The 25205-nt window shown below is 65.2% G+C and carries 22 protein-coding genes; 9 read left to right on the forward strand and 13 right to left on the reverse strand.

The window, feature by feature from the left end; translation table 11 throughout:
- Positions 1-8: 8 nt before the first annotated feature.
- The 4 genes from NTD88_RS01280 to NTD88_RS01295 are packed head-to-tail and all read right to left on the reverse strand — an operon-like array spanning position 9 to position 3789.
- The gene (locus NTD88_RS01280; protein WP_262154818.1) at positions 9-701 is read right to left on the reverse strand and encodes a peroxiredoxin-like family protein; all 693 of its coding nucleotides are present in this window, start codon (positions 699-701) and stop codon (positions 9-11) included.
- Positions 702-719: 18 nt separating this feature from the next.
- On the reverse strand, positions 720-1808 hold the full coding sequence (locus NTD88_RS01285) for an alkene reductase (protein ID WP_262154817.1): 1089 nt from the start codon (positions 1806-1808) through the stop codon (positions 720-722).
- A 29-nt stretch (positions 1809-1837) separates the two neighbouring features.
- Positions 1838-2191, reverse strand: coding sequence for a ferredoxin family protein (locus NTD88_RS01290; RefSeq protein WP_262130607.1), 354 nt, complete (start codon positions 2189-2191; stop codon positions 1838-1840).
- Positions 2188-3789 (reverse strand): FAD-binding protein, encoded by a 1602-nt coding sequence (locus NTD88_RS01295; RefSeq protein ID WP_262154816.1) that lies wholly within the window; start codon positions 3787-3789, stop codon positions 2188-2190. Before NTD88_RS01295 ends, NTD88_RS01290 begins: the two co-directional genes overlap by 4 nt.
- Positions 3790-4077: 288 nt before the next feature.
- Here NTD88_RS01295 and NTD88_RS01300 point away from each other — a divergent pair, with 288 nt between their 5' ends.
- The 3 genes from NTD88_RS01300 (at position 4078) to NTD88_RS01310 (ending at position 6670) form a co-directional block, all read left to right on the forward strand.
- Complete coding sequence (locus tag NTD88_RS01300) at positions 4078-5166, forward strand: HNH endonuclease (protein ID WP_262154815.1); 1089 nt, start codon at positions 4078-4080, stop codon at positions 5164-5166.
- Between the two features lie 73 nt (positions 5167-5239).
- Positions 5240-5578 carry a hypothetical protein gene (locus NTD88_RS01305; protein WP_262154814.1) on the forward strand — a complete coding sequence of 113 codons (339 nt, stop codon included), beginning with the start codon at positions 5240-5242 and terminating at the stop codon, positions 5576-5578.
- 111 nt (positions 5579-5689) lie between these two features.
- Positions 5690-6670: a helix-turn-helix transcriptional regulator gene (locus NTD88_RS01310; RefSeq protein ID WP_262154813.1), complete on the forward strand. Its 981-nt coding sequence runs from the start codon at positions 5690-5692 to the stop codon at positions 6668-6670.
- Positions 6671-6699: 29 nt separating this feature from the next.
- Here the strand turns inward: NTD88_RS01310 and NTD88_RS01315 are convergent, their stop codons facing one another.
- Positions 6700-8622: a tyrosine-protein phosphatase gene (locus NTD88_RS01315; protein ID WP_262154812.1), complete on the reverse strand. Its 1923-nt coding sequence runs from the start codon at positions 8620-8622 to the stop codon at positions 6700-6702.
- A gap of 630 nt (positions 8623-9252) precedes the next feature.
- Between NTD88_RS01315 and NTD88_RS01320 the strand changes: the two genes are divergently transcribed.
- The 3 genes from NTD88_RS01320 (at position 9253) to NTD88_RS01330 (ending at position 11616) form a co-directional block, all read left to right on the forward strand.
- Entirely contained in the window at positions 9253-10350 is a 1098-nt protein-coding gene (locus tag NTD88_RS01320; protein WP_262128773.1) for an HNH endonuclease, read from the forward strand.
- An 83-nt stretch (positions 10351-10433) separates the two neighbouring features.
- Entirely contained in the window at positions 10434-10967 is a 534-nt protein-coding gene (locus tag NTD88_RS01325; RefSeq protein WP_262154811.1) for an AAA family ATPase, read from the forward strand.
- Between the two features lie 109 nt (positions 10968-11076).
- Positions 11077-11616, forward strand: coding sequence for a hypothetical protein (locus NTD88_RS01330; RefSeq protein ID WP_143501855.1), 540 nt, complete (start codon positions 11077-11079; stop codon positions 11614-11616).
- A 28-nt stretch (positions 11617-11644) separates the two neighbouring features.
- Here the strand turns inward: NTD88_RS01330 and NTD88_RS01335 are convergent, their stop codons facing one another.
- The 8 genes from NTD88_RS01335 to NTD88_RS01370 form a co-directional block, all read right to left on the reverse strand.
- Complete coding sequence (locus NTD88_RS01335) at positions 11645-12694, reverse strand: NAD(P)-dependent alcohol dehydrogenase (RefSeq protein WP_262128771.1); 1050 nt, start codon at positions 12692-12694, stop codon at positions 11645-11647.
- 100 nt (positions 12695-12794) lie between these two features.
- The gene (locus NTD88_RS01340; RefSeq protein ID WP_262154810.1) at positions 12795-13274 is read right to left on the reverse strand and encodes a VOC family protein; all 480 of its coding nucleotides are present in this window, start codon (positions 13272-13274) and stop codon (positions 12795-12797) included.
- A 79-nt stretch (positions 13275-13353) separates the two neighbouring features.
- Positions 13354-14364 (reverse strand): hypothetical protein, encoded by a 1011-nt coding sequence (locus NTD88_RS01345; RefSeq protein WP_262154809.1) that lies wholly within the window; start codon positions 14362-14364, stop codon positions 13354-13356.
- Positions 14365-14500: 136 nt separating this feature from the next.
- Complete coding sequence (locus tag NTD88_RS01350; protein ID WP_095153630.1) at positions 14501-15559, reverse strand: ABC transporter substrate-binding protein; 1059 nt, start codon at positions 15557-15559, stop codon at positions 14501-14503.
- Positions 15560-15633: 74 nt separating this feature from the next.
- The gene (locus NTD88_RS01355) at positions 15634-16782 is read right to left on the reverse strand and encodes an LLM class flavin-dependent oxidoreductase (protein WP_095153629.1); all 1149 of its coding nucleotides are present in this window, start codon (positions 16780-16782) and stop codon (positions 15634-15636) included.
- A 217-nt stretch (positions 16783-16999) separates the two neighbouring features.
- A complete protein-coding gene (locus tag NTD88_RS01360) occupies positions 17000-18838 on the reverse strand; it encodes an ABC transporter ATP-binding protein (RefSeq protein ID WP_262154808.1) in 1839 nt (612 codons plus the stop codon).
- On the reverse strand, positions 18831-20597 hold the full coding sequence (locus NTD88_RS01365; RefSeq protein WP_095153627.1) for an ABC transporter ATP-binding protein: 1767 nt from the start codon (positions 20595-20597) through the stop codon (positions 18831-18833). The genes NTD88_RS01360 and NTD88_RS01365 overlap by 8 nt, the downstream gene beginning before the upstream one ends.
- A gap of 63 nt (positions 20598-20660) precedes the next feature.
- A complete protein-coding gene (locus tag NTD88_RS01370) occupies positions 20661-21878 on the reverse strand; it encodes an acyl-CoA dehydrogenase family protein (protein ID WP_262155210.1) in 1218 nt (405 codons plus the stop codon).
- A gap of 309 nt (positions 21879-22187) precedes the next feature.
- Between NTD88_RS01370 and NTD88_RS01375 the strand changes: the two genes are divergently transcribed.
- The 3 genes from NTD88_RS01375 to NTD88_RS01385 are packed head-to-tail and all read left to right on the forward strand — an operon-like array spanning position 22188 to position 25202.
- Positions 22188-23255, forward strand: coding sequence for an ABC transporter substrate-binding protein (locus NTD88_RS01375; protein ID WP_262128767.1), 1068 nt, complete (start codon positions 22188-22190; stop codon positions 23253-23255).
- Positions 23256-23267: 12 nt separating this feature from the next.
- Complete coding sequence (locus NTD88_RS01380) at positions 23268-24002, forward strand: class II aldolase/adducin family protein (protein ID WP_262155211.1); 735 nt, start codon at positions 23268-23270, stop codon at positions 24000-24002.
- Positions 24003-24014: 12 nt separating this feature from the next.
- The gene (locus NTD88_RS01385) at positions 24015-25202 is read left to right on the forward strand and encodes an LLM class flavin-dependent oxidoreductase (RefSeq protein ID WP_262155212.1); all 1188 of its coding nucleotides are present in this window, start codon (positions 24015-24017) and stop codon (positions 25200-25202) included.
- The last annotated feature ends 3 nt before the right edge of the window (positions 25203-25205 follow it).

Consider the following 25205-nt stretch of genomic DNA (forward strand, 5'->3'; position numbering starts at 1 on the left):
AGAAGGGCTCAGGCCCAGGCGTGCCGTATCAGCAGGCTGTCGGCATCCAGCGCGGCGTCCACCGCGTCGATGATCGGTTGTGCTTCGCTGCGCACCAGCCAGTCCGGGCTGACCTGGGCGAAGTGCACGCGGTGGTCGCGGCCGATCACCACCACGGTGGGTTGCGGCAATTCCCAGGTGCCGGTGCCGGTGAGGGCGCCAATGCCCGGGCCTTTCGCCAGCGACGCCTGGCGCGAGGCCTCGTCGAAGCTATAGAGAATGCCGAAGCGCTGGCCGAGGGCGTTGTCCTTGTCGCTGGCGACGTGCAGGGTCAAGGCGTGCTTGTCCTTGATTTCCTTCAGGCGCTCCGGCACCTGCGGACTGATCGCCACCAGCGGCACGCCGCGCCGTTTCAGCGCCGGTTGCAGGTTGCGTTCGTAATAAGGGATGGCGATGTTGCACGCCGGGCAACCGGCGAAGCGGAAGAACACCAGCACCGCGGGCCCCTTGCTCACCAGTTGTTCGAGGCTGAGGCTGCCGCCTTCGACCTTGAGCAGGGTGAACGGATCGACGATATCGCCGGCGCTGATGAAACGCTCGGGGTCCGCCTCATCCACCAGGCGTTGGCGCTGGTCGACGTTGACCTTGAGGGCTTCCGGGGTCCAGGTGCGCAGGCGTTCAGCGTGCAGTTCAGCCAGCAAGTGATTGACGGATTCGCTCATGAAAGGCTCCTGTGTTGGTCAGCCGGCAACGGCTTCGCGGCGTGGTTCGAGAAAGGGGTAGTCGATGTAGCCCTGGTCGCCGCCAACATAGAAGCTGGCTTCGTCCGGAGTATTGAGCGGCGCTTCTTGGCGGAAGCGCTCGACCAGGTCGGGGTTGGCGATGAACAGCCGGCCAAAGGCGACGAAATCGGCGCGGCCCTGCTCGACGGCCTGGCGCGCGCTGTCGCGGTCGAAGTCGCCGGCGAGGATCAGCGGGCCGCTGAACAGCTCGCGCAGGGTCGGCGCCAGGCGGCGCGCGGGCGGGGTGGCATCCGGCTCGATCAGGTGCAGGTAGGCGATGCCGCGCTGTTGCAGTTCGCGGCCGACATGGCTGTACAGCGCCAGCGGGTCGCTGTCGCGGATGCCGTCGTATTCGACGTTCGGCGAGATGCGCACGCCCACCCGCTCGGCGCCCAGCTCGGCGATAGCGGCATCGACGATTTCCAGGAGGAAGCGCGTGCGGTTTTCCACGCTGCCGCCGTAGCGGTCGTCGCGCTGGTTGGCGCCGTCACGCAGGAACTGGTCGATCAGGTAACCGTTGGCGGCATGGATTTCCACGCCGTCGAAATCGGCGCGTCCAGCATTGCGCGCGGCGAGGCGGAAGTCTTCGACGCGCTGGGCGATTTCGTCGGTTTCAAGGGCGCGGGGCACCGGGAAAGGCTGCTGTCCGCTGGGCGTCGCGATTTCACCGAGCGCGGCGATGGCCGACGGCGCCACCGGCAGCAGGTTGCCCGGCAGGCGGTGTGGATGCGCCTTGCGCCCGAGGTGGAACAGTTGCTGGAAGATCCGCCCGCCTTCGGCGTGCACGGCGGCGGTCACCGGCTTCCAGGCCTCGACCTGGGCGTCATCATGGATCGCCGAGCCGCCGGGGCGGCTGACGCTTTCGGCGGACACATGGGTGGCCTCGGAAATGATCAGCCCGGCGCTGGCGCGCTGGCGGTAGTAAGTCGCCACCCGCGGCAGCGGCTGGCGGGTCTGTTGGTCGGAGCGGGCCCGGCCCAGCGGGGCCATGACCACGCGATTGGCCAGGGTCAGGTTGCCCAGCGGTGCGTTGCTGAAAAGACTCATGAATGACTCCTGCTCAGGGGGAAACGGGTTCAGTGGGTGGCCAGTTCACGGGCCAGGACAAAGATGCCCTCCATGCGCCAGTGCTGGTTTTCGTAGCGCGGGTTGGTGGCGAACTCGTCCCAGCCGGAATCCCGGCGGTATTGGCCGACCAGGCCGCTGGCGAGCACCTGCGCCGGATCAAGGCTGACCGGCTGCTCGCAATCGGGGTGCACGTAGAGCGCGTCGCTGTGGCAGTACAGCTCGCACATGAAACAGGTCTGGCAGGCCGACTGATCGGCAATGCGCGGCTTGCCGTCGCTGCCCACGGCGAGGACGTTGCTGGGGCACGCCGTCACGCACTGGCTGCAGCCGTTGCAGCGGTCGCTGAAGATCAACTCGATCATGCCGGCACCTCGTTGGCGTGAAGGGTGGCCAGCGCATCGCGGCGCACCCAGGGCGTGTCCAGCCCGGCGCTGCGCAGATGGGCATCGAAACTCGCGAGGCGGGTTGGCGCGTCGCTACGCTGGTGCATGCCGCGGCTTTCCTTGCGCGCCAGGGCGCTCTGGTAGCACCAGCGGGCGCTGGCCAGCAGCGCCGCGGTTTCCCGCCAGTGCAACAACGCGGCGGGATCGTCGACGCTGCGCTGCTCGCGCAGGCGGTCCCAGTGGTTTTCCAGCACGCCGAGGGAGCGCTGCAACTGCGCGCCGCTGCGGAACAGGTTTTTGTCGTAGGGGTGCAGTTCGTTCTGGATGGCGCGGACGGTCTTGCGGTGATCGTCCCCGGCATTGCCAGATTTCAGGAGTCCGGCCTGTGCCACGCTACGTACCACGGTATCTTTCGCCGGCTGGGCCAAGGCATGCCGTGCCGCGCCGGCACCGGCCCATTGGCCGCTGGACAAGGCCCAGGACGAATTCACCGCGCCGCCGCCGGAGATCGCCCCGGTCACCGCTTCGCGACTGGCCGCGTCGCCCGCGGTGAACAGGCCGCGCACGCCGGTCTGGCAGTCCTCATCGACAATTCGCAGGCCGCCGACACCGCGGATGGTGCCTTCGCCGTGCAGCGTCACCTGGAATTTGTCGCGGTACGGATCGATGCCCTGACGATCGAATGGCAGCATCAGGTTCGGCTGCACATACGGCAGGCGCGCGCGGATGTCTTCGGGAATACGGTCCAGCCGGCAGAACACCGGGCCCTGCAACAGCGCACGGGCGAGGGCGTCGTTGAAGCCCGGGCCCTGGGTAATTTCCAGCTCACGGCCGGCCGCGTCGAAATAGCGGCCGAAGCTGTAGACCATCGAACGGGTCATGGTGCTGCCGGCCGGGGCGATGCAGTAGTAGTTGGAAAACTCCATCCCCGACAGCTCGGCGCCGGCCTCGACGCCCATCAGGTAACCGTCGCCGGTGTTGGTGTGGCTGCCCAGCAGCCGCGAAAGAAAACCGCAGCCGCCGGTGGCCAGCACCACCGCCGGCGCGCTGACCTGCCACTCGCGCTTGGCCTGGCGCTGCCAGCCACGCGCGCCGGCCAGCTCGCCGGCATCATTCTTCAACAGCTCCAGCGCCGGACTCTGGTCCAGCACGGTGACGCCGTGCTCCAGCGTCAGTTGGCGCATGGCCCGCATATATTCCGGGCCGCGCAAGGCGCGGTACTGCTTGTTGCCGCGCTCGTCGCGAGGAAAACCGTAAAGGCGGTCCAGTTGCGGCAGCGATTGCCAGGTGGTGTCGAGAATCCGCGCCATCCAGCGCGGATCACCCAGTGCTTCGGCACTGAGGGTACGTTTCTCGATCGCCGCTTCGCGTTGTTCAGGCGGCACCCACCAATGGCCGGGGCCGGCGGTGGCGGTCACACCGCTGGTGCCGCAGTAACCCTTGTCAGCAAGAACCACCTTCGCGCCCTTGCGCGCCGCGGCAACCGCCGCCCAGGTGCCGGCCAGGCCGCCGCCGATCACCAGCACATCGGCGCGCAGGTGGAGCGGGGCGGGGGCGTTGTGAAACAGGGGAATCATGGATGCGCAGGCTCCTGCAGAGGTCGTTGGGGGACGGCCTCCGCCAGGAGTGGGGTCGGGTCTGGTAGAACGATATGCCTGCGTTCGACGCGAGGGAAAGGCTTTTTGGTTCTAAGCTAATTATGTGAGTTTGGTATTTATTGACTAGTTAAAATTACATTTGGTTATTTTGTGCCGGCCATCGCCAGAGGCCGTCGAGCAGCGCGAATGACTGCTGTCTTTTTGCTATCATCGCTCTACAACGAGAGCCTGCGGATATGAAGGCTGCTGACACAAGGATTGAAGGTAATGGCGTTATTCGTACAAAAGCCGGTTTTCTGGAACACCAACAACTACGTGGCCCCCTCTGGCGCCTTTGCCACCAGCGGCTATCCCAAGGAAAACGGCTACGGCCACGAAGAGTGGAACAACTCCCCGCGCTTGCTGCTGCGGCGTGGCGCTGAGCGCTTCCGCGTCTTCCACACCGAAGGTTTTGGCACTGCGCCGCTGATCGACAACGCCGGCCAGACCTTCGTCTTCATGACCGCCGCGCACAACGGCATCCTGCAACTGGTCGGCATCGCCGGCAACGCCGTCGGCCTGTTCGATGAGCGCCTCCAGGCCCAGCGCGAAGAAATCGTCCAGAAGCTGGCCCTGAACGACCTCTGGGAAGAAGCCTGGTCCGTCACCAAAGTACGCAGGATCCACGAGGATGACCGCCACCACTTCCTCAAGAACTGGAAACAGCACCTGCACTGGATCCCCAACTGGGTGTGCCCGGACGATTACTTCTGGTGGTTCGATGAGCCCGTGACCCTCGACCCGAGCGTCGTCGGCGGCAAGCAGAAGAGCTACACCGAGCTGGACCTGGCGCTGGTTGGCCGGATCATGGATGCGATCCCGCAGGAGCAGCGCGGCGACAAATGGGTGCGGCTGATGGACGCCATTCAATGTGCGCCAACTGAACCCGTGGCGGCTTCGGAGCGGGATGAGTTGCTGGAGGGCACCGAGCACGTTACCGAGGTCATGGCCCAGATCCAGGCCCGACGCGGACGCGGGAAATTCCGCCAGGACTTGCTTGAAGTCTGGGGCGGCGCCTGTGCGGTGACGGGGCTGGCCTGTACCGAAGTGTTGCGCGCTTCACATATCAAACCCTGGGCGGAATCGACGGCGAAGGAACGGCTGGATAGCAGCAATGGCCTGCTGTTGGCGGCGAATCTGGATGCGCTGTTCTATCGCGGGTTGATCAGTTTCGATTCACGCGGGCAGATGTTCGTTTCGAAGCGCCTGGGCGAGGAGAGTTGCGCGGCGTTGGGGCTGCCGCGCGGGTTGCGGTTTGTGCCGGACGGGGTGGGGGACTACCTGGATTATCATCGGGAGCAGGTGTTCCAGCACTGACGATGGTTGCGCGCGGGCGCGCACCCTCCATTCCCTTTCGGGAATTTCATTCAATCTTTAGACGGACAAGAAAATGCCATCGAGTCTCGAAGATCAATTTCACGCTGCAATGCTCAACATCTATGAATCTGCAGCTCGGTTGAAGCCTCCCTATCGAGCCACACGGTTTTTACAAATGGTTCAGAGTAGTGGCGGCAAGAACACAGCAGATCAACTGCTGGCCTCTGCAAATCCGTCCCAAGGTTTTACTGAGCTTTTCCTGCGAGGAGAGGACAACCTCAAGTTGAGCGTTGAGTATCTGGTCTTACAGGATCGCTGGCGGAGCCTCTTTACCGAAGAGCAACTGTCGATCGCCCACAAGCGTCTGCGGCAGGTTGGCGTAACGCCGCCCGCGACAGGTGGCACCGACTAATCTCCGGATGGTAGATGGCATGTTGAGAGAGGTTTACGTCCTTGGAAAAACTCTGAAACCTCACTGTCATCGCCACCTGCCAGCATCCCTGCGCCCGCCGCCAAAAGGTTGATGACACAGGTGATTTCCGCCCCTCCCCGCAAACAATTCCTGATCCGTTCGGATGACCTCAGTGCCGATGATTTCGGCGCGCTTTTTACCCGCATGTTCGGCAGTCTCTATGCCCACCTGCCACGCCTCGACCGCAAGGTAGTCATCGCCGGGGTTTATGGCCGCTACGAGGGCGTCAGCTTTCGGCGGATGAGCTACCTCGGCGATTTCACGACGCAATTGCCCGATATGGACGACGAGATCACCTTTGTCTTTCCTACGGCGGGGCGGATCGTTTTCGCGCTGGGCGACGATCAGGTGGGTACTCCGCGCTATGGCCTGGCGGTGGAGAAGGCCGAGGTGCGCTCGGTGAGTTTTGTCGATGGCCATCAGCAGTACGGCATTTCCGTGCGGCGCGAGTTGTTCGCCCGGCGGCTGGCGACGCTGCTCGGCAGGCCGGTGATGGACAAGGTGCGCTTCCAGCCGGTGGTGGACCTGACTGCCGACAGCTTCCAGGGCATCCGCGCGATTATCTCGATGGCCACCGGCAGTGCGTTCGACGGGCTGATCAATTCCAGCGCGCTGATGCCGCTGCGTCTGCAGGAGATGCTGGTGGACGCGGTGCTGGAGGCCTGGCCGCACAACCACAGTGACGCGTTGCGCGCACCGGCCCCGCAGATTGCGCCGCGTCATGTGAAGCTGGCCGTCGAGTACATCCGTGAGCATCCGGATGCGCTGGTGAGCGGCACCGAGCTGGCGGCACTGAGCAACGTCAGTCTGCGGGCGTTGCAAGACGGGTTCCGGCGTTTCGTGGGCTATTCGATCGTCGGCTATCAGCGACAGGTGCGTCTGGAACGGGCGCACGCGGCGCTGCGCGGGGATTGCGCCCAGTCCATCAGCGAACTGTCGCTGAGCCTTGGATTCAGCAACGTGGGACGCTTCTGTCATTACTTCCAGAATGCCTATGGTGTGAGTCCGGCAGAACTCAGGAAGGGACGCTAGCCCGGCTGTGAGGCCGGGCTAGCTTTCGGTCAGAACTGATAGCTGGCCTTGAGGCCGCCACTGACACCGTGGCTTTCACCGCCGGCGACGGCACCGACCTCTGCTCCGATGCTCAGGGCATCCAGGCTTGCGGTCAGGCTGAAGGCACCGTTGAATTGGTCGCGGTTGTCGAAGGCTGCGCGTTGCTGGATATCCAGCCCGAGCAGGCGGCCATCGCTTTGCACCTGATGATCGCCGAGGGCATGGTCGTAACTCAGTTCGATGCCCGGCACCAGTTGCCAGCCGCCGCTCAGGCCGAGCGCAGCGAAGGTGGCTTTCACGCCTGCCGTGGCGCTGCGCCGGGTGGCCTGGAGGCCATCGACGTCCAGCGCCAGTTCGCTGCCTTTTTCCTGGAAACCGGAGAGGTCGAGATGGCTGACGCGCAGGCCCAGGCTCGGCTCCAGGGTCATGCCGCTCAATGGAATGCGATAGCCCAGCGCAAGGCTGGCGCCGCTCAATGTCCCGTGGGTATCGCCCTTGGCGCTGCCGAGCCCGGTGCCCAGTTCCCGTTTGCCGTTGTAGTCGAGCCAGCCGGCGTTGATCCCGGCGTCGATGAACAGGCCCTGTTCCAGGCTGCCCGGTGCATAGCGGGCGCCGGCTTTGAGGAAGGTCAGGTCGGTGTCGACATCACCGCTGCTGCTGCCGACGCTGCCACGGCTGTAGCCGAAACCGGCATGGCCGCTGAGCTGTTCGGAGAAACGCTGGGTCAGGCCGAACAGCGCGCCCTGGGTGTGTTCGTTGCTGCTGGCCGCCTGGGCCGAGCCGTCGGTGCCGAGATAGCCGGCGAGGGCGTTGGTCCACAGGCGGGTCTGGCCGACCTTGAGGTCCAGGCCGCTGGTGTAGCTGGCGGCGGCCCGGTCGATCAGCGCGCCCTGGCGCAGCAGGTAGCTGGCGGCGTCGGCATGCACCTGGCCGCCGACGGTGGACTCGACACCGCCGAGGCTGCCGGCATCGATGGCCGATTGCAGGTAGTAGTTGTAGGCGCTGTAGGTGCCGGACAGTTCGCTGTTCTGCAGTTGTTGCAACAGCAGGGCGCCGGCGGCGGCGTTGCCGGCGAGGCCGGTCATGCCGGGCAGGCTGTTGTAAAAGACCATCTTGCCGCGCAGCACATAGATGGTTTCTTGCGACAGGCCCAGGCCTTCCTTCAGGTAGTTGTCCATGCTGCCGTACTGCGCGGTGACCTCGTTCAGGCCGGCTTGCAGGTAGCTGGCCTGCACGCCCAGCAGCGGCGCGTAGACGGCTGCCATGCTCGACGGCATTGCGGCGAGGGTCGCGGCGACACGGGCGGCGGTGTAGTCGTTGGTGGCCAGGTAGTCGGACATGATCGTGCCGCTGTCGACTCCGGCGATGCTCAACAGCACGGCCGCGGTCCAGCCGGTGCGGTCCTTGCCCGCGGTGCAGTGGAACAGCGCCGCGCCGTCAGCGCTGGCCAGCTCGTTGAACAACACCGAAAACTGCCCGCGCATGCCGGCATCGCTGACGAAGGCACGGTTGGTTTCCTCCATCATCGCCACCGCCTGGGCGGCGCTGGTGAAGGCGATATTGGTGACATTAGCGCCCGAGGTGGTGCTGCCGATGATGTCGATATTCTGGTACTCGGCACCGGTGGGCAGCGTATCCGGCGTGGCGGCGATCTCGCTCGGCGTGCGCAGGTCGTAGACGTTGCTCAGGCCCAGGCTGTTGAGGGTCGCCAGGTCCGAGGCGGTCGGCGTCAGCGCATTGGAGCGGTAGAACTGCCCGGCGCGCATCACCCCGTCATTGCTGGTGGTGTAGGCGCTGGTGGTGCCGGCGACGTCACGGAAGTTGTCGATGCCCTTCAGTCGTGGCGTATCGAGAGGTTCGCCGGCCTGGACCTGGGCGGCGGCGATGGACAGGCTGAGCAGGGACAGCGAACACAGGATGCGATGGAACACGGCGTAGCCTCTGGAAAACCTTGGGGAGGGCTACTATCAGCGGCGCGCGGGGCGTGAATGTGACAGAAAAGGGGGTTGGCGAAATGCTTGCGCGATTGGTCCGTGGCGTGCGTTTTTGGTCTGTGATCCGCAACGGGCTCGGATAAATCACCGCTGTTTTATAGGGAAATAATGATGCCTCGGCGGAACTAGATCGATTTCGCTCAGTCTGTAGTGGCGTATTAATGTCAATCATTCAAGGAGGCAACCGGGTTTCGATTCAGTAGCGATTCATCTTGTTTTATCAGGCGACCGCGGCGTTGCTGTGTGCCTGTCCGCTAACCTTTCCGTTGCGAGGATTTTCATGAAGTTCAAGGACGTATTCCGCTGTGCCCCCGCCGCTTGCCTTGCCTCTGTTTCGAGCCGTTGTCCCAGGCTCTGATTCACGTGCTCTGCTTCAAACGAACCCGCCTCGCTGACTGAGTCGAGGGTGTTCGTTGTCGGCTGACCTCGTCAACAGGCAGCCATTCGAGTCGATGCCCTGGTCTGCATATCGCTGATTTCACCTGGCGGGACGGTTGTCGCCTGCCCGAAACAGACTGCGGCATTACTTTATTTCGGCACATGGTTTTCGCAAGGATGAGCAACCCAATGGCGCTATTCGTTCAAAAGCCCATTTTCTGGAATACCCGCCAGTACACCGCGCCTTCCGGTGCGCCCGGCACCGGTGGTTATCCCAAGGAACATGGTTATGGACAGGAAGAATGGAACAACGCTGCGCGGATGATCGTGACCCGCGACGGGCTGCGTTATCGGGTGTTTCATACCGGTGCTCTGGGCGCCGCACCGCTGGAGCGGCATGCGGGCCGTATTTTCATTTTCATGACTGCGTCGCACAACGGCATCCAGCAACTGGTCGGCGTGGCCGGGAACGCAACGTCGCTGCTGCATGAGCCGCAGCGGGTGCAACGTGATGCGATCGTCAAGGAGCTGTCGTTGCATGAGCTTTGGAAAGAGGCCTGGAGCGTGCCTCGGGTCCGGCGTAATTACCGCAATGATCCGCGGCTGTTCCTCAAGCGTTGGCGAAACGACCTCAACCGCATGCCAAGCTGGATATGCCCTGAGGAGTTGTTCTGGTGGTTCGATGAACCGGTGACCCTCGATCCCTGGGCAATCACCGGCAAGCGTCGATTGCTGGGTATGTTCAGCAGCTACACCGAGCTGGATACCCCCATGCTGGAGCGCCTGCTCGATGCCATTCCCGTCGCGCAGCGCCAGGAACAGTGGGAACGGCTCAACCACGCCATCCAGCGTTCCTTGACCGAGGCGGCGCTGGCGGAAGAGGTTGCGCAAGGCAATGCGGCGTTTTCGCCGGGTACCGTGAGCCTGCGGGCGCGCCGTGGGCAGAACAAATTTCGCGAGAACCTGATGCGCATCTGGGGCAATGCCTGTGCCGTGACCGGCGTCGCCTGCCGGGAGGTCTTGAGGGCGTCCCATGTGAAACCCTGGTCGGAGTCCACGCCGCGGCAGCGAATCGACGGGCATAACGGTTTGCTGCTGTCGGCGAACCTTGATGCGCTGTTTGATCGTGGGCTGATTACCTTCGATGAGTACGGCCAGATGCAGATCTCCGCGCGCCTTGATGCAGCGCACCGGCAGGCGCTTGGGCTGCCGCGCCCGCTGCGGTTTCTGCCGAAGGAGATGCTGGATTATTTGCGGTATCACCAGCAGCATGTGTTTCGCCATTGAGGGATGGCGGCACTGTGCATGCGCCCGTGCAGATGCCGCACAGCCCCTACCGAAGCCTTTCTTCCACCTGTCGAGTACAAACCATGCTCGTTGTGTTCAGCGGACTCCCGGGAACGGGCAAGACTACGATTGCCAAGCACCTCACGTCCAGATTGGGCGCGGTCTATCTGCGGGTCGACTCGATCGAACAGGCGATCCGTCGCTCGGGAATAACGGACGTTGGCGTCAGTGGATACGCCGTGGCCAATGACCTGGCGCTGGGCAATCTGCGCCTTGGCCATTCGGTGGTGGTGGACTGCGTGAACCCGGTCCGCGAAAGCCGCGAAGCCTGGAGCGCAATCGCCGCACAGGCTGGTGTGGCTCTGCTGAATGTCCAGGTGGTGTGTACAGACCAAGAAGAACACCGTCGCCGCGTGGAGCACCGCGAAGTCGATGTGCCGGGGCTGGTGCTGCCAGATTGGGCGGCGGTGCTGGAGCATGAATACGAACCGTGGCAAGAGGCGGTGTTCACGGTGGATACGGCGCGGGTTTCGGCGGAGGCGGCGGTTGATCTGATCACGAAACAGGGGCATGCTGGCTTTTTGATTTCATTGGCGCTGAAAGCGCGGGGACGATAGCTTCCCTGTTCGCCTGAAGTACTGCTGTTGCTCAACGGCATAAGGGACTGTCGCCGGGCTACCTGCCTTTCCCTGTGTCATCACGATCATGGTTGAGGGGAGGGGGCTTATGCCGGCTGCAGCGGTTGCGACGTATCTTGGAAACAGTGTGGGGCAGCAGTTCCTGTGGGAAGCGAGCAAGACGAGGTTGCTCAACGATTGTCTTTCCGCGCCACCGGTCGCGCGTCCGGCCTACAGCCTCAGTTGCTATGAGTTGCCGTTTTACGCGGCACGCCAGACCGGGGTAACGGACCTGGCCTGCGATGCCGTGGCACAAGGGCTGTTCGCGCTTATGCAGGGTCGACCCGTGCCGGCCACCGCATTCGTAGGTGGGTTGCGCTCCTACAACAACTACGGCTTGTGGCAGTACATCTGGTGGCAGAACCTGCCGCTGGCCGGCGATTTTGTGTTTTTCAGCGGCCCAGGCGCCAAGTACATGGCGCATGTGGCGATTGCGACGGGAGTCGGCTACGACACGGTGTCCTTCGGTCACAACGGTCTGGGCGGCGGCGGTGCTCAGGCATTGCAAGTCGCAAACCTGACCGTCGCCCAGATTTTCGCGCTGAACCCCCAACTGACTTCGGCGCATTTCTTTACGCCGACCTGGTAACAGGCGCTGTTGCTGAACGTCCCCGCGATTACGGCGCCAACGTCGCGTTATCAATCACGAACCGGTACTTCACCTCACCCTTGAGCATCCGTTCGTAGCTGTCGTTGATCTGGTCCGCGCGGACCAGTTCGATGTCGGCGACGATCTTGTGTTCGGCGCAGAAGTCGAGCATTTCCTGGGTCTCCGGGATTCCGCCGATCATCGAGCCGGCGATGGCGCGGCGTTTCATGATCAGGTTGAACACGTTCGGCGACGGGTGGCTGGTGGCCGGGGCGCCGACCAGGGCCAGGGTGCCGTCGCGCTTGAGCAGGACGAGGAAGGCATCCAGGTCGTGGGGCGCGGCGACGGTGTTGAGGATCAGGTCGAAGGACTTGCCGTGGGCAGCCATTTCCGCGGCATTGCGCGAGACCACCACTTCATCCGCGCCCAGTTCGAAGGCCGCTTCGCGTTTGGACTCGGAAGTGGTGAAGGCGACCACGTGGGCGCCCATGGCGTGGGCCAGCTTGATGCCCATGTGGCCGAGGCCGCCGATGCCGACCACGCCGACCTTCTTGCCGGGCCCGGCACCCCAGTTGCGCAGCGGCGAGTAGGTAGTGATGCCGGCGCAAAGCAGTGGAGCGACGGCCGCAAGCTGTTCTTCCGGGTGGGTAATGCGCAGGACGTAGCGTTCGTGGACGACGATCTGTTGCGAGTAGCCGCCGAGGGTCCAGCCGGGCGCGTCCGGGGTCGGGAAGTTGTAGGTGCCGATCATGCCGTCGCAGTAGTTTTCCAGGCCGTCGTCGCAGTCGGCGCAGTGCTTGCAACTGTCGACAATGCAGCCGATGCCCACCAGGTCGCCGGCCTTGAAGCCGCTGACGTGGGCGCCGACATGGGTGACGCGCCCGACGATTTCATGGCCGGGCACGCACGGGTACTGGGTGCCTGCCCATTCGGAGCGGACCTGGTGCAGGTCGGAGTGGCAGATGCCGCAGAAGGCGATATCGATCTGCACGTCGTGGGCACCGGGCTCGCGACGGGTGATGGTCAGCGGTTCCAGTGGTTTGTCGCTGGCGTGGGCGCCGTAGGCGATGACTTGCATGAAAGAACTCCTTGGAGGGGCTGAAGACAGGTTCATGTTCCGCGCGAAGCGGCGCGCGCCGGTAACCCATTTCGACCGCGTTCTTGCCTGATCCTCGCAATCAGCCCTTGAGCGCGGCCTCGATGGTAGCGATGTCGATCTTGCCCATCTGCATCATGGCTTCGAAGGCCCGTTTGGCCGCGGCCCGATCCGGGCTGGCGATGGCGGTGGTGAGGATGCGCGGGGTGATCTGCCAGGAAATGCCCCATTTGTCCCGGCACCAGCCGCAGGCGCTGGCCTCGCCGCCGTGGCCGATGATGGCGTTCCACAGGCGGTCGGTTTCGGCCTGGTCGTCGGTGGCGACCTGGAAGGAAAAGGCTTCGTTGTGGGTGAAGGCGGGCCCGCCGTTGAGGCCCAGGCAGGGGAGGCCCATGACGGTGAATTCCACGGTGATCACATCGCCTTGCTTGCCCGAAGGGTAATCGCCGGGGGCTTCGTGCACGGCGGTGACGGCGCTGTCCGGGAAGGTGGCGGCGTAGAAGGTGGCGGCCTCCAGGGCGTCGTGGTCGTACCAGAGGCAGATAGTGTTCTTGGCGGTCATGGCGGGGGCTCCCGAGTCGTGAAGACTGAGTCTAGACCCTGGGTGAAGGTTGCAGAGGCGCCCCCCGACCGAGCCGGATTTACAGTGAGACGTCAAAAAACGCCGGTTTGATTTTGCCTCTCAACGTCACGAAGTTCTCGCCGACGAATCCGAGGAACACCAGCGCATCGAAAACCACGCGCAGTGTGCCGGTTTTTATGTCGAGCATCTCGATCAGGTCTTGTTGTTGCAAGATGGTTGTTTTCAACTCTCTGATGGTTTCTTTCAGTTCTTTCAAATAGGCGTCGAATGCGAGTTCATTTGCGTCCTCAAGAGCGTAGGTTTTGAGTTCAAGCTCGAATTCGGTTGTGCTGCGCGTGCCGTTTTCGGACTTGAGCTTTTCCGCCAAGGCCTGGACCTCCTCGGTAAGCCTCTTGATTGTCTGTTCTTTGTGCGCTTGAAAACGAATCAGCGTGGTCTCCAGGTCGAGTTGCGTGATCTTGTGTGAAGACTCTTCGATCACGTGTTTGGAGTTCGCGTAAGTCCGTTTTGAATCCTCGTCCAGAACGTACTGAAACGGCAGGCTCTCGGCATAAGGCGGGGGGGCCACGCCGGTATCCGCGAAGGGGTTGCTGACGAAGCCGACCCTCGCCGATGGCGACAGCGCACCCATGTCCCTGAAGTACTTGACCGCGTGATACATGTTCAGGGCATTGGGCCGGAAATGACCGCTGTGGGCATGCACCAGCGTGATCTTGCCTTCTACCACGATCAGTTCGCCGGCGGCCTTGGCGAACTTGCCGACAAACGAAGAGTGGGCAATCTGATCGGTCTTGTTGAGGTGGTTGAACAGGTAGACCGTGCCGTCGAGCCCGACGACAAAGGCCGCGATCCCAGCCTTGTCATGGGAGCTGTAGTTATGGGTGGAGACTGGCTTCCCGGTTGTGACGCTCTGGACCACACCGTCGGCAATGCGATAGGCGTAGCGCTGAACCTGGGTTTCACTAAAACGGATGGTGTTGCCCATGTCGCGGTTGAAGTTGCCAAGCGTGATCGCCAGGAGTTTTCCGTCCTTGAAGCCATCGCTCATGATCTTCCAGTAATCAGGCACCGGTTCTCTCCTTGATTCAGCGCTATGCACGGCAAGCGGAAGTGGGCAACGCAGGCGGGGACCTCGCCGTGCGAGGAAATCATAGCCTAATGCCACCGCCTGTCGATGACCAAGCGCAACCCCGCTCAGGTGCCGCTCAGGTCGCCACCCGCGACGTCGAGCCGATCACCGCCTCCAGCACGCTGAAATCGATCCAGTCGCGCACATCGAAATGCCGCGGAATGAACTGCCAGCGGTAGAGGAAATCGGTGAAGTCCTGCAAGGCCGTGATCGAGCGGCTGTCGAGGGTGGTGCGCAGGCGCCGGTGGGCGTCCTCGCCGTAGGCCGCCGCCACCCAGTACTCGCTGGTGTTCAGTTCGCGGGCCAGGTAGCGCCGGGTTTCATCCGGGTTGGCCCAGGCCCATTGCTCGGTGCGCAGCAGCACATCGACGATGCGTTTACACGCGCCGAAATGCTCGTTCAGCAGGTTGATGTCCACGGTCAGCGTGCGTGGCGTGCCGTTGTTGGCGCGGATCAGCGGGTCGGGGTGCGAGCCGGTGTCGATCACCACGTGCAGGCCCAGTTCGTAGGCCAGTTGCAGGGCCGAGGCGCCCTTGAGGAAGATCGCGTCGATATCGCCGCGCAGCAGGCCGATCAGTTCGTTGTTGCGCCGGCTGATGCGGGTGCCGCCCAGGTAGACGGCGGCGCCATGCACATGGGTGACCTGTTCGTCGCTGTGGGTGCCGCCGTAGGGGTAGTCCACCAACTCGACATCGGCCACGTTCAGGCCTTCCAGGCGCAGGGCGTTTTCCAGCCCGCGCAGGGCCTGGGCGCGGGTGAAGTCGATTTGCACGTTGGCCCATTTCGGCAGGCCGAAGCGGCGGTTCTTCAGGTCGCGGACGGTTTTCACCCCGCTTTCGGCGGTGGTCAGGATCAACTGCACTTCATCCGCCCAGCTCAGGCCGAGCACCCGCGTATCGACCCCGGCCGAGTAGGCCCAGATGGCCGGGATGTTGCCGCCGTGGCGGACCGAGTTGGGCAGGTGATGGTCGTAGTGCGCTTCACGCACCTCCCGTTCGCTGGATTCGCGCAGCGACTGGATCGAGGTGCCCAGCGGGGCGAAGGCTTCGGCCAGGCGGCCGGTCTGCACGGCGATGCCGAGGCCGGTGGGCACCGGGCTATGGGTGTACCAGAGGGTATCGAGGGGTTTGCTCATGTGCGGATCTGGTCCTTGAAAAGTGGCCGGTTATCCGGCCAGTGGTGTATTCGGCCCGTCCTGTGGGCGTGCGCTCAGGCGCTGGCCTTGAGCGCGTCGGGTTTGCGCTCGCGCAGCAGTGGCAGCACTTCCTGGCCGATGCGTAGGGCTTCTTCCAGGTGGGGGTTGCCGGCCAGGATGAAGGTCGAGAAACCGGCGTCGCGGTACTCGGCCAGGCGCTCGGCGATGTTCTGGTGGCTGCCCACCAGGCCGACGGTCGGGCCGGGCTTGGCCTTGGCGAAACCGGCCCAGAGGTTCGGCCCGAGGATCAGGTCGTCGAAGCGCTGGATGTTCTGGTGGTAGGCGGTCTGGCGCGCCGCGCCGACCGAGTCGCTGGCGCGGGTGAAGGCGCTGGAGACCACGCTGGGCTTGCCTTCGATCCGCTCGAACTGGCGGCGCAGGTCGGCCCAGGCGGCTTCTTCGGTTTCCCGGGCGAAGAGGTCCACGCGCAGGCCGAAGCGCACGCTGCGGCCCTGTTTGTCCGCCAGCTCGCGCACCCGCTCGATGTGCGGTTTGAGCTGGTCCACCGGCTCGGCCCAGTTCAAATAGACATCGGCGTGACGCGCGGCGACGTCCAGCGCCGGGTCGGAGAACCCGGAGAAATACACCCCCGGCTTGCGCTCGTTGCCGAGGCCCGGCGGCAGCGCGCCGTTTTCCAGTTGGTAGACCTCGCCGTCGTAACTGAAGCGCTCGTTGCTCCACAGGCCCTGGATGATGTCGAGGAATTCGCCGGTGCGCTTGTAGCGCTGGTCGTGGTCGAGGTAATCGCCCTGGGCGCGCTGGCTGGCCGGGTTGCCGCCGGTGATGATGTTCCAGTCCAGGCGGCCGTGGCTCAGGTGCTGGAGAATCGCCGCCTGCTGCGCGGCGTAAGCGGGCAGGGTCCAGGTGGCCTGGAAGGCGATCAGAAAGCGCAGGCGCCGGGTTTCCCGGGCCAGCGCCGCGGCGACGATCCACGGCTCCGGCCCGGTGGGCAGCAGCGCGCCTTCGAAGCCGGCCAGCTCGGCGGCCTTCGCCACCTGGGCGATGTAGTCGATGTAGGTGAAACCGTCCGGCGTGCCGTCGGCCAGCAGCCCCGGTGCGATATGCCCGTGACGGCCGACGAAACTGCCGCGGTTGTGCTTGTCGGTGGTCAGTTGCGGGCCGTCGGTGCCCAGTGGCAGACGCCAGAAGAATTCGGTGCTCATGGCAGGTCCTCAGTGGATGTTGGATGGATGGTGCAACCGGCGTGCCACGGTGGCTGGCGGGCCCTTATCGCTGGCAGGCCAGCGCCCACGGGGCCGGCATTTACAAGGCTTTGTGGGCGCTGGCTTGCCAGCGATGAGGCCCGAACAGGCGACCCCATACCTGACGGGCTGCTGCCTGAGCAGCACCCGACAAGCAGCCGCTGTAGCCGATGCAACATCAGCCCTCCACCAGCTCGCCGCGCTGTTCATAACTGCGGTACAGCGCCGCATACGCGCCATTCGCCTCCAGCAACTGGCGGTGCGCGCCTTGCTCCTGCACCTGGCCCTGGCGGATCACCACGATGCGATCGGCGTCGCGAATGGTCGCCAGGCGGTGGGCGATGATGATCGCCGTGCGGCCTTCGCAAAGCCGGCGCAGGGCGCGCTGGATGCGCCGTTCGGTATGCACGTCGACCGCCGAGGTGGCTTCGTCCAGCACCAGCACCGCCGGGTTGGCCAGGTAGGCCCGGACCAGGCACACCAGTTGCCGCTGACCATGGCTGAGGTGGCTGCCGAGGCTGCCGACCTGGGTCGCGTATTGATGGGGCAGGCGCTCCAGCACTTCGTCGGCGCCCAGTTCCCGCGCCGCGGCGATCAGGCTCGCGTCGTCGGCGCCGGGAGCGGCCAGGCGCAGGTTGTCGAGGATGCTGCCGGCGAACAGCACGTTGTCCTGCAGCACCACGCCGACATGCCGGCGCAGTTGCTGCTGGCTCAACTGGCGAATGTCCACGCCGTCGAGTTTCACCGCGCCTTCGTCGACCTCGTAGAACCGCGTCAGCAACTGCACCAGGGTGCTTTTGCCATGCCCGGACGGGCCGACGATGGCCAGCACTTCGCCGGCGCGGATGCGCAGGTCGAGGTTGTCGATCACCGGTTGCGCGGCCCCGGGCTGATAGGCGAAGCGGACCCGCTCGAAATGCACCTCGCCCTGCACCCGCGGCAACGGCAGCGGGTTCTGCGGGTCGAGAATCTGCGGCGCGGTGTCCAGCAGCAGGAAGATCCGCTGCGCCGAGGCGGAACCGGTGGCATAGCGCTCGAACAGATCGGTGAGTTCCTGCAGCGGACCGAGGAACAGCATCACGTAGAACAGGCTTTCGCCGACCTGGCCCACGGTCACCGTGCCCTCGGCCAGCGAATAACCGCCCACCAGCACCAACACCGCCATGCCGGTGGCGGAGAGCAGCGCGGTGAACGGGGCGAACCAGCCGGAGCGGATGCTGCCGGTGATCAGGGCGTTGTTGAAGTCGTCCAGCAGGCCGCGATAGCGCTGCTGGTTTTCGCCTTCGCGGCCGCTCTGCTGCAACAGGCGCACGCCGCTGACGCTTTCCACCAGGTGCGCGGTAAAGCGGCTGCGCTGCTCGGCGACTTTCGCCCAGTTGCGCTGGGCCACGCGCTTGAACGCCCAGGTGGCGATAAACAACAGCGGCACGCTGGCGATCAGGCTGAAGAAGAACAACGGCGTGATCAGCCACAGCATCAGTCCCGCCAGGGTGCAGCGCAGCAGGGCGCCGAGCAGTTCCGGCGGACCCTGGATCAGCAGCGGTTCAAGGGCGTCCACGTCACGGTCGGCCCGCGACAGGATGCGCCCGGCGCGGGTGCGGTCGAAGTAGCCGACGCTGAGCGACTGGACATGGGCGAACACCCGCACCCGCAACTGGTTGAGCACTTCGATGGCGGCGCTGCCGGCGATGTACTGCGACAGCCCGCCGAGCAGGATGCGCCCCAGCCAACTGGCGGCCAGCCCGGCGCCGAGCCAGAGCACCAGCGGCAGGTCGAGCAGCCAGGCGTTGCCGTCGTGGACCAGGCCGCGGTCGAGCAGTTCGCGGACGAACCACGGGCGGAGGAACACGGTGAATACCAGGATCAGCTCCAGGCCGATCACCCAGGCGACCTGGCGCCGCACCGGTTTGAGCAGCGGCAGCAGGCGTTGCAGCATGCCGCGGTCGAGGGACTTCTTGGCCAGGCGCTCTTCGATCTCGATGTCGCTCATGGCCGTGTTGGTCGTGGTCTTACTCATGGTCGATCCCCAGCAGGTCGCGGTAGGCCGGGTTGCGGCGCTGCAGTTCGGCGTGCGGGCCGCTGTCGACGATGCGGCCCTGGTCGAGCAGCAACACCCGGTCGGCGCGCTGCACGGTGCTGGCTTTGCTGGCGATCAGCAGCAAGGTCGGGCCGCCAGGGCGGCGCAGATGGTCCAGCACATGGCGTTCGCTGATGGCATCGAGGGCGCTGGTGGCGTCGTCGAGACACAGCAGGTCTGGCGCGGCGAGCAGCGCGCGGGCCAGGCACAGGCGCTGGCGCTGGCCGCCGGAGAGGGTGACGCCGCGGTCGCCGAGCGGGCTGTCGAGGCCCAGCGGCAGGCGTTCGAGAATGTCGTCGGCGGCGGCGCGGTGCAGGGCGTCGAGCAGTTCCGCGTCGCTGGCCTCGGGCGCGCTCAGGCGCAGGTTGGCGGCCAGGGTGTCGGCGAACAGGAAGCTTTCCTGCGGCAACACGTGCACGCGACGGCGCAGGTCGGCCAGGTCCAGCGCGCGCACGTCCTGCCAGCCACCGGCCTGGTTGCCGATCAGCACCCGGCCGCTGCCGGCGTCGGTCAGCCGCGGCAGCAGGCTGGCCAGCAGGCTTTTGCCGGTGCCGGTGGCGCCGACCAGCGCCACCACTTCACCCGGCGCCAGGAGCAATGAGCACTGACGCAGAATGTCCCGCTCGCTGCCCGGCGCGCTGACGTTGACCTCTTCCAGTTGCAGCCCCAGCGGCCCTTCGGGCAAGCGCCGCGGGCCGCTTTCGATCTGCGTCGGGGCGTCCAGCAATTGCCAGATGCGCCCGGCCGAGGCGCGAGCGTCGGCGAAGGTCTGCATCACCCGGCCGATGCCTTCGATGCGGAACACCAGGGTCGTGGCGATCAGCAGCGAGGTCACCAGTTCGCCGATGCCGATCTTGTTGGCGGCCACCAGTTGCGCGCCGACCACCAGGATCCACACATGCCCCAGCGCCACCAGCGCCTGCGGCAGTGGAATCCGCGAACTGGCCCAGGCCAGTGCCTGGCGGGCCAGCCCGGAAAACTGTCGAACCTGTTCGGTAAAACCGTCGATGCGCTGCTGTTGCAGGCCGAACGATTTGATCACCCGCACCGCGCCGATGCCTTCGGCGAGGTCCTGGTTGACCCGGTCATAGGCGGCGCCAACCGCCCGGTCCAGCTCCACCAGGCGCTCGGTCTGCAGCACGAACAGGTACAGCCCGAGCAGGGTCAGCAGCAATGGGCCGACCGCCAGCAGCGGGTGATACCAGGCCAGCAGGCCGACCGTGGCCAGCACCACCAACGGGGTTTCCACCAGTTGTCGCCAGAAACTCACCAGGGCGTCGCGGACCTTGTCGGCGTCGCGGGTGGTGCGGGTGACGATCTCGCCCATGCCGTGCTGCCAGTGATAGCCCAGGTGCAAACGCAGGACCTGTTCGAGGATGCGCTCGCGCAGGCGCGTGAGCAGCGCCTGGCCGAGGATCAGCGAGCCGAGCCCGGCAGCGTATTGCAGCACGGCGCGGCCGAAGGCGACGGCGAGGATCAGCCAGAACCAGGTCCAGGCGACATGGCTGTCGAGGCTGCCATCGGCCTGGCGCTGTACCGCGACGCCATTGGTGACGTCGTTGAGGGCGTGGCCGATCAGCCATTGCTGCCAGACCAGGCCCAGGTTGATAAAGACGAACAGCCCGGCGACCAGGGCGAAACGCCAGGGCATCTCGCGGTAGATCGCCAGGCTGCGCAGCAGCGGATGTCGATGGCTCATGAACGGCTCGAAACAGGATGAAGAAGCGCGCGGGTGCCGTCACCGGTTGCCCGCGCAATGGGTTCAGCGGCTGGCACCGGCCTTCTGCTTGGCGGTGAGGATCGCGGTGTACTCGCCGGGATCGACGCCGTTGAGGTAGTAGTTGCCGACGTGGTGCAGGCGCCAGCGGATCGGGTCGTGGGTGGTGTGGACCCGGGCGTTGCGCCAGAAGCGGTCGAGGTTCCATTTGCTCAGGGACGCGCTGGCGCCGAGCAGCGAGAAGATATCGCTGGAAATCTTCAGCGAGGCACCGTCGGAGTGGGCGCGGGCGGTGGCCACGCTGAGGATGAGTTCGTCCTGCAGCTCCTTGTTTTCCGGGTCGCGTTCATGGGCGTCGAACACCCGCGCGGCGTCGCGCAGCAGCGATTCGGCGGCGCGCAGGGCGACCGCGTATTCGCCGATCTGGCGAATGATGTGCGGCTCGTCGCTGGCCCGTTCGACCTCGCTCTCGACCCACGGCCGGGCGTGCTGGTTGAGGTAGTCGATGCCGGCCTGCAGCGCGCCGGCGGCGATGCCGGTGTCGATGGCGGCGTGGAGGATCTGCGGGAAGGTCAGGCCGGTGCGTTTCATCGGGCCCTGGCGGCGCAGCACGTAGCGCTCGTCCAGCTCGATGTTGTCGAAGCGCACGGTGCCGCTCACCGAGTTGTGCTGGCCAAAGGCGTCCCAGTCGTCGACCAGGGTCAGGCCGGGGGTGTCGCGGTGCAGCAGCACGCCGGCACCACCGTCGTCACTGGCGGCGGTCAGCGAAATCCACTCGGCCAGGTACGAACCGGTGGAGTAGAACTTGCTGCCGTTGAGCACCAGCACACCGTCCTCGCGGCGTTCGACGCGGGTCTTCAGGGCGAACTTGTTCTTGCCGCCAACTTCGGCCAGAGCATTGCCCAGGCGCTTGCCGGCGAGCACGTCGCTGATCAGGCGCTGGCGTACTTCGTCCGGGTAGCCGCTGAGCACGCCACGCAGCATGACGTTGTGGATTTGCAGCAACTGGCCGACGCCACCGTCGGCGCGGGAAATGATCCGTACGGTTTCGACGATGGTTTCCACCGAGGCGCCGAGGCCGCCGTCGGTACGCGGCACGCCGATGGCGGTCAGGCCGCTTTCGGACAGCAGTTCGGCCTGGCGGCGCGGCAGGGTGCGGTTGTGTTGCGGGTCGGCGGCGATCGCGGCGATGTGCTCGGCGATCTCATGGGCGACGGTAATGGCCTGGGCTTCGCTTTCCAGGCGGCGGGGCAGGGTAGTCACGATTAACGCTTCCTTGAATGAACAGGTGCGTGGACTCGAGCAGGTTCTGTGCCATCAGCCCGCAGCCCTTGTGCGGCGTGGCTTGCAGTGAAACCGGCGGGAGCGGCTGCTGCTCCAGCAGCAGTCGGCGGGTGGTTGTTGCTCAGGCAGCAGCAGGTCCGTTGCGCGGGTGTTGCCAGATCAGCAGTCGGTCCTTGGGGTCATGAGCAAACGCCAATGAAATCAACGGTTTGATGAGTTGGCACGGGCGCTGCAATGACACTGGCAAAGGCCACCCGGCCCATTCGATCCGCTTGATGGAGTCTGTTCATGTCACTTGCCGCCGCTCTTGCCTCCACTCAGCCGTTGCCCGCCGCAACGCCCCTGGAGCAACTCTGGTTCACCCGCTGCCCGGTGCCGACCGCCTCGGGCATCGCCTACACCCTGGGCTGGCTCGGCGAGGAATTCGCCGCCGAAGGCCTGCCGGTGCTGACCCTGCAGGAAGCCCGCCAGTTGGGCCATCACCACTACGATCATCAATTGCCCGGCCTGTTTCGCGAGGGCGGCAACGTCCCGGCCCTGGCCGCCCGCGCCGCCGGTTCGCCGAGCCGCCTGATCGGCCTGACCTGGATCGAGGAATGGCAGACCATCCTGGTCCGTCCCGGCTCCGGCATCCGCAGCGCCGCCGACCTCAAGGGCAAGCGCCTGGCCCTGCCGGCCTGGGGTGAGAACCGTCCCGGCAGCATCGCCCGGGCCATGAGCCTGCACGGCTACAAAGGCGCATTGAGCTCGGCCGGCCTCAGCTTCGACGACGTCAGCCTGGTGGAAGTGGCACTGGCCGATCAGGCCGCGGCGCCGACCCCGGAGCAGGGCCTGCAACGCCTGTGGTCGGGCCTGGATTATCTGGTGCGCGGCGAAGTGGACGCGGTCTACGTCAAGGGCGCTTCCGCCGCCGACGCCGCCCGCCGCCTGGGCCTGGAAGTGGGCATCGACCTCGACCAACTGGAGCCGCGCTTCCGCATCAACAACGGCACGCCACGGCCGATCACCGTGCACCAGAGCCTGCTGGACGACCACTTCGACCTGGTGGTGCGTTTCCTCGCCCAGACCCTGCGCGCCGCCGAATGGGCCAAGGACAACCGCGAAGGCCTGCTGCGCATTCTCCAGGACGAAACCCGCGCCGGCGCCGAGGGCGTCGACGAAGCCTACCGCGGCGACTTCCACACCACCCTGGAACCGGACCTGTCCGAGCAGCGCCTGGCCTTCCTCGATGTGCAAAAAACCTTTCTCAACCTGCACGGCTTCCTCGAAGCCGACTTTGCCCTGGCCGACTGGGTCGACCCGCGTCCACTGCAAGCTGCCCATGAACTGTTGGCCGAGCGCACGAAGCGCGTCTGAAGGAGCAAGACCATGACCGTATTGACCACTGAACACCTGATCGATGCCGAACTGAAAGCCTTCGTTGACCAGGTCACGCACCTGGCCGGTGAGGCCTTCCGCGTCTACCGCGAAACCAACACCATCACCGCCAACGGCACCGTCGGCTTTATCGAGCGCGTGCCGGGCCGCGACCTGCTGGTGTCGGTGAACTACCCGGGCCCGTGGAAAAAGGACCAGCCGCTGAAAGCCAGCGTCACCGACTTCGCCGGCAACCTGGTGTTCGGCCAGGGCAAGGGCGGCCTCAACCGCTACACCCGCCTGTTCATCGAACAACCGAAAATCACCACCGTGTCCCACGTGCACAGCCCGTACCTCGGCGCCTGGGCGCAAACCCAGCGTTCGCTGCCGATCAGCTATGTGCCGGTGCAGCGCTACCAGTTGGCCCGCGAGCTGCCGGTGTACATCGACCGCCGTCAGGACGAAGTGGATTTCATCCTCGACAGCCTGGCTGAAAACCCGTTCACCACCGCCATCCTCGAAGCCAACGGCGGCTCCACCGTGTGGGGCACCGAGGGCCTGCAGGCCACCGCCGAATTCATCCTGCTGCTGGAGGAGGGCGCGCAACTGCAACTGCTCGCCGAAGCCCTCGGCGGTTCCCGCGCCTATGGCCCGGGCGTGCTGACCCAGCAATGGACCATGAGCAAGCTGCTCGGCCAGGCCCGTGAACTCGGCCTGGTTCCACCGAACGACAGCCCGCGCGCATAAGGACATCCGATCATGGCAGTAAAGATTCTCTGGTACCTCACCAGCCCCGATGGCCCGTATCCGTGGGAAGAAAAGGGCCGCTGGGTGACTGATTTTTCCCACCTCAAGCAACTGGCGGTGGCCGCTGACCGCCTGGGTTACTACGGCTCGCTGCTGGGCTCCAGCCCCAACGAAAGCCTGGCCGTGGCCGCCTCGCTGATCGACGCCACCGAGCGCCTGCGCTTCCTGGTGGCGCAGCATCCCGGCGAAGTCTCGCCGGCGGTGCTGGCCAAGTGGGCGCTGACCTTCGACGCGTTCTCCGGCGGTCGCCTGCTGTTCAACGTGGTCAACGGCAGCGACGCCGGCCTGGCGACCCTCGGCGTGCATTACCCGCACGACGAGCGCTACCAGTTCAGCCTGGAATACTGGCGCGCCTTCCAGAACATCTACGCCGGCGGCACCGAGGGTTTCGACGGTCAGTACGTCAAGCTGGCGCCGCGTCCGGCCGCGGCGGCGCGGCATCCGCTGGGTGGCTGGCATCCGCCGAAGCGCCTGTCGGTGCCGCTGTGGGGCGCCGGCACCTCCGGCCCGGGCGTGGCCCATTCGGTGCAACTGCTCGACGTCTACCTGAGCTTCGCCGACACCCCGCCGAAGCTGGGCGACAAGTTCCGCCGCGTCGGTGCCGAAGCGGCCAAGCTCGGTCGCGAGCTGACCTACGGCACGCGCTTCCAGATCATCGTCCGCGAGACCGAGGAAGAAGCCTGGGCCCACGCCCAGAAACTGTTGGACAACACCTCGCTGGCGACCACCCGCGCCGCCCTCGAACGGCAACTGCCGGCGGGCCAGACCCTGGACAGTTTCCACAGCGACGACCCGCGCATCGAAGCCAACCTGCAAGCGATCCGCGAAGGCCGCCTGCCCAAGGCCCGCGACCTGGAGATCTACCCCAACGTCTGGACCGGGCCGAGCCTGTTCGGCTTCAACCTGCTGGGACCGGCTGCCGGCACCTACCTGGTGGGCAGCGCCGAGCAGGTCGCCGAGCGGATTCGCGAATACGAAGCCCAAGGCACCAGCGCTTTCATTCTTTCCGGCTTCCCGCTGATCGATGAGGCGCACCGGGTCGCCGACCTGCTGTTCCCCTTGCTTGACCTGGACCACGGCTTCGAGGTCCCGCGCCTCAACGCCCGCACCATCGCTGAAACGGCTGCCCAACCGGCCTGAGGA

The organism is Pseudomonas sp. 20P_3.2_Bac5, assembly GCF_025466035.1.
Lineage (GTDB): Bacteria > Pseudomonadota > Gammaproteobacteria > Pseudomonadales > Pseudomonadaceae > Aquipseudomonas.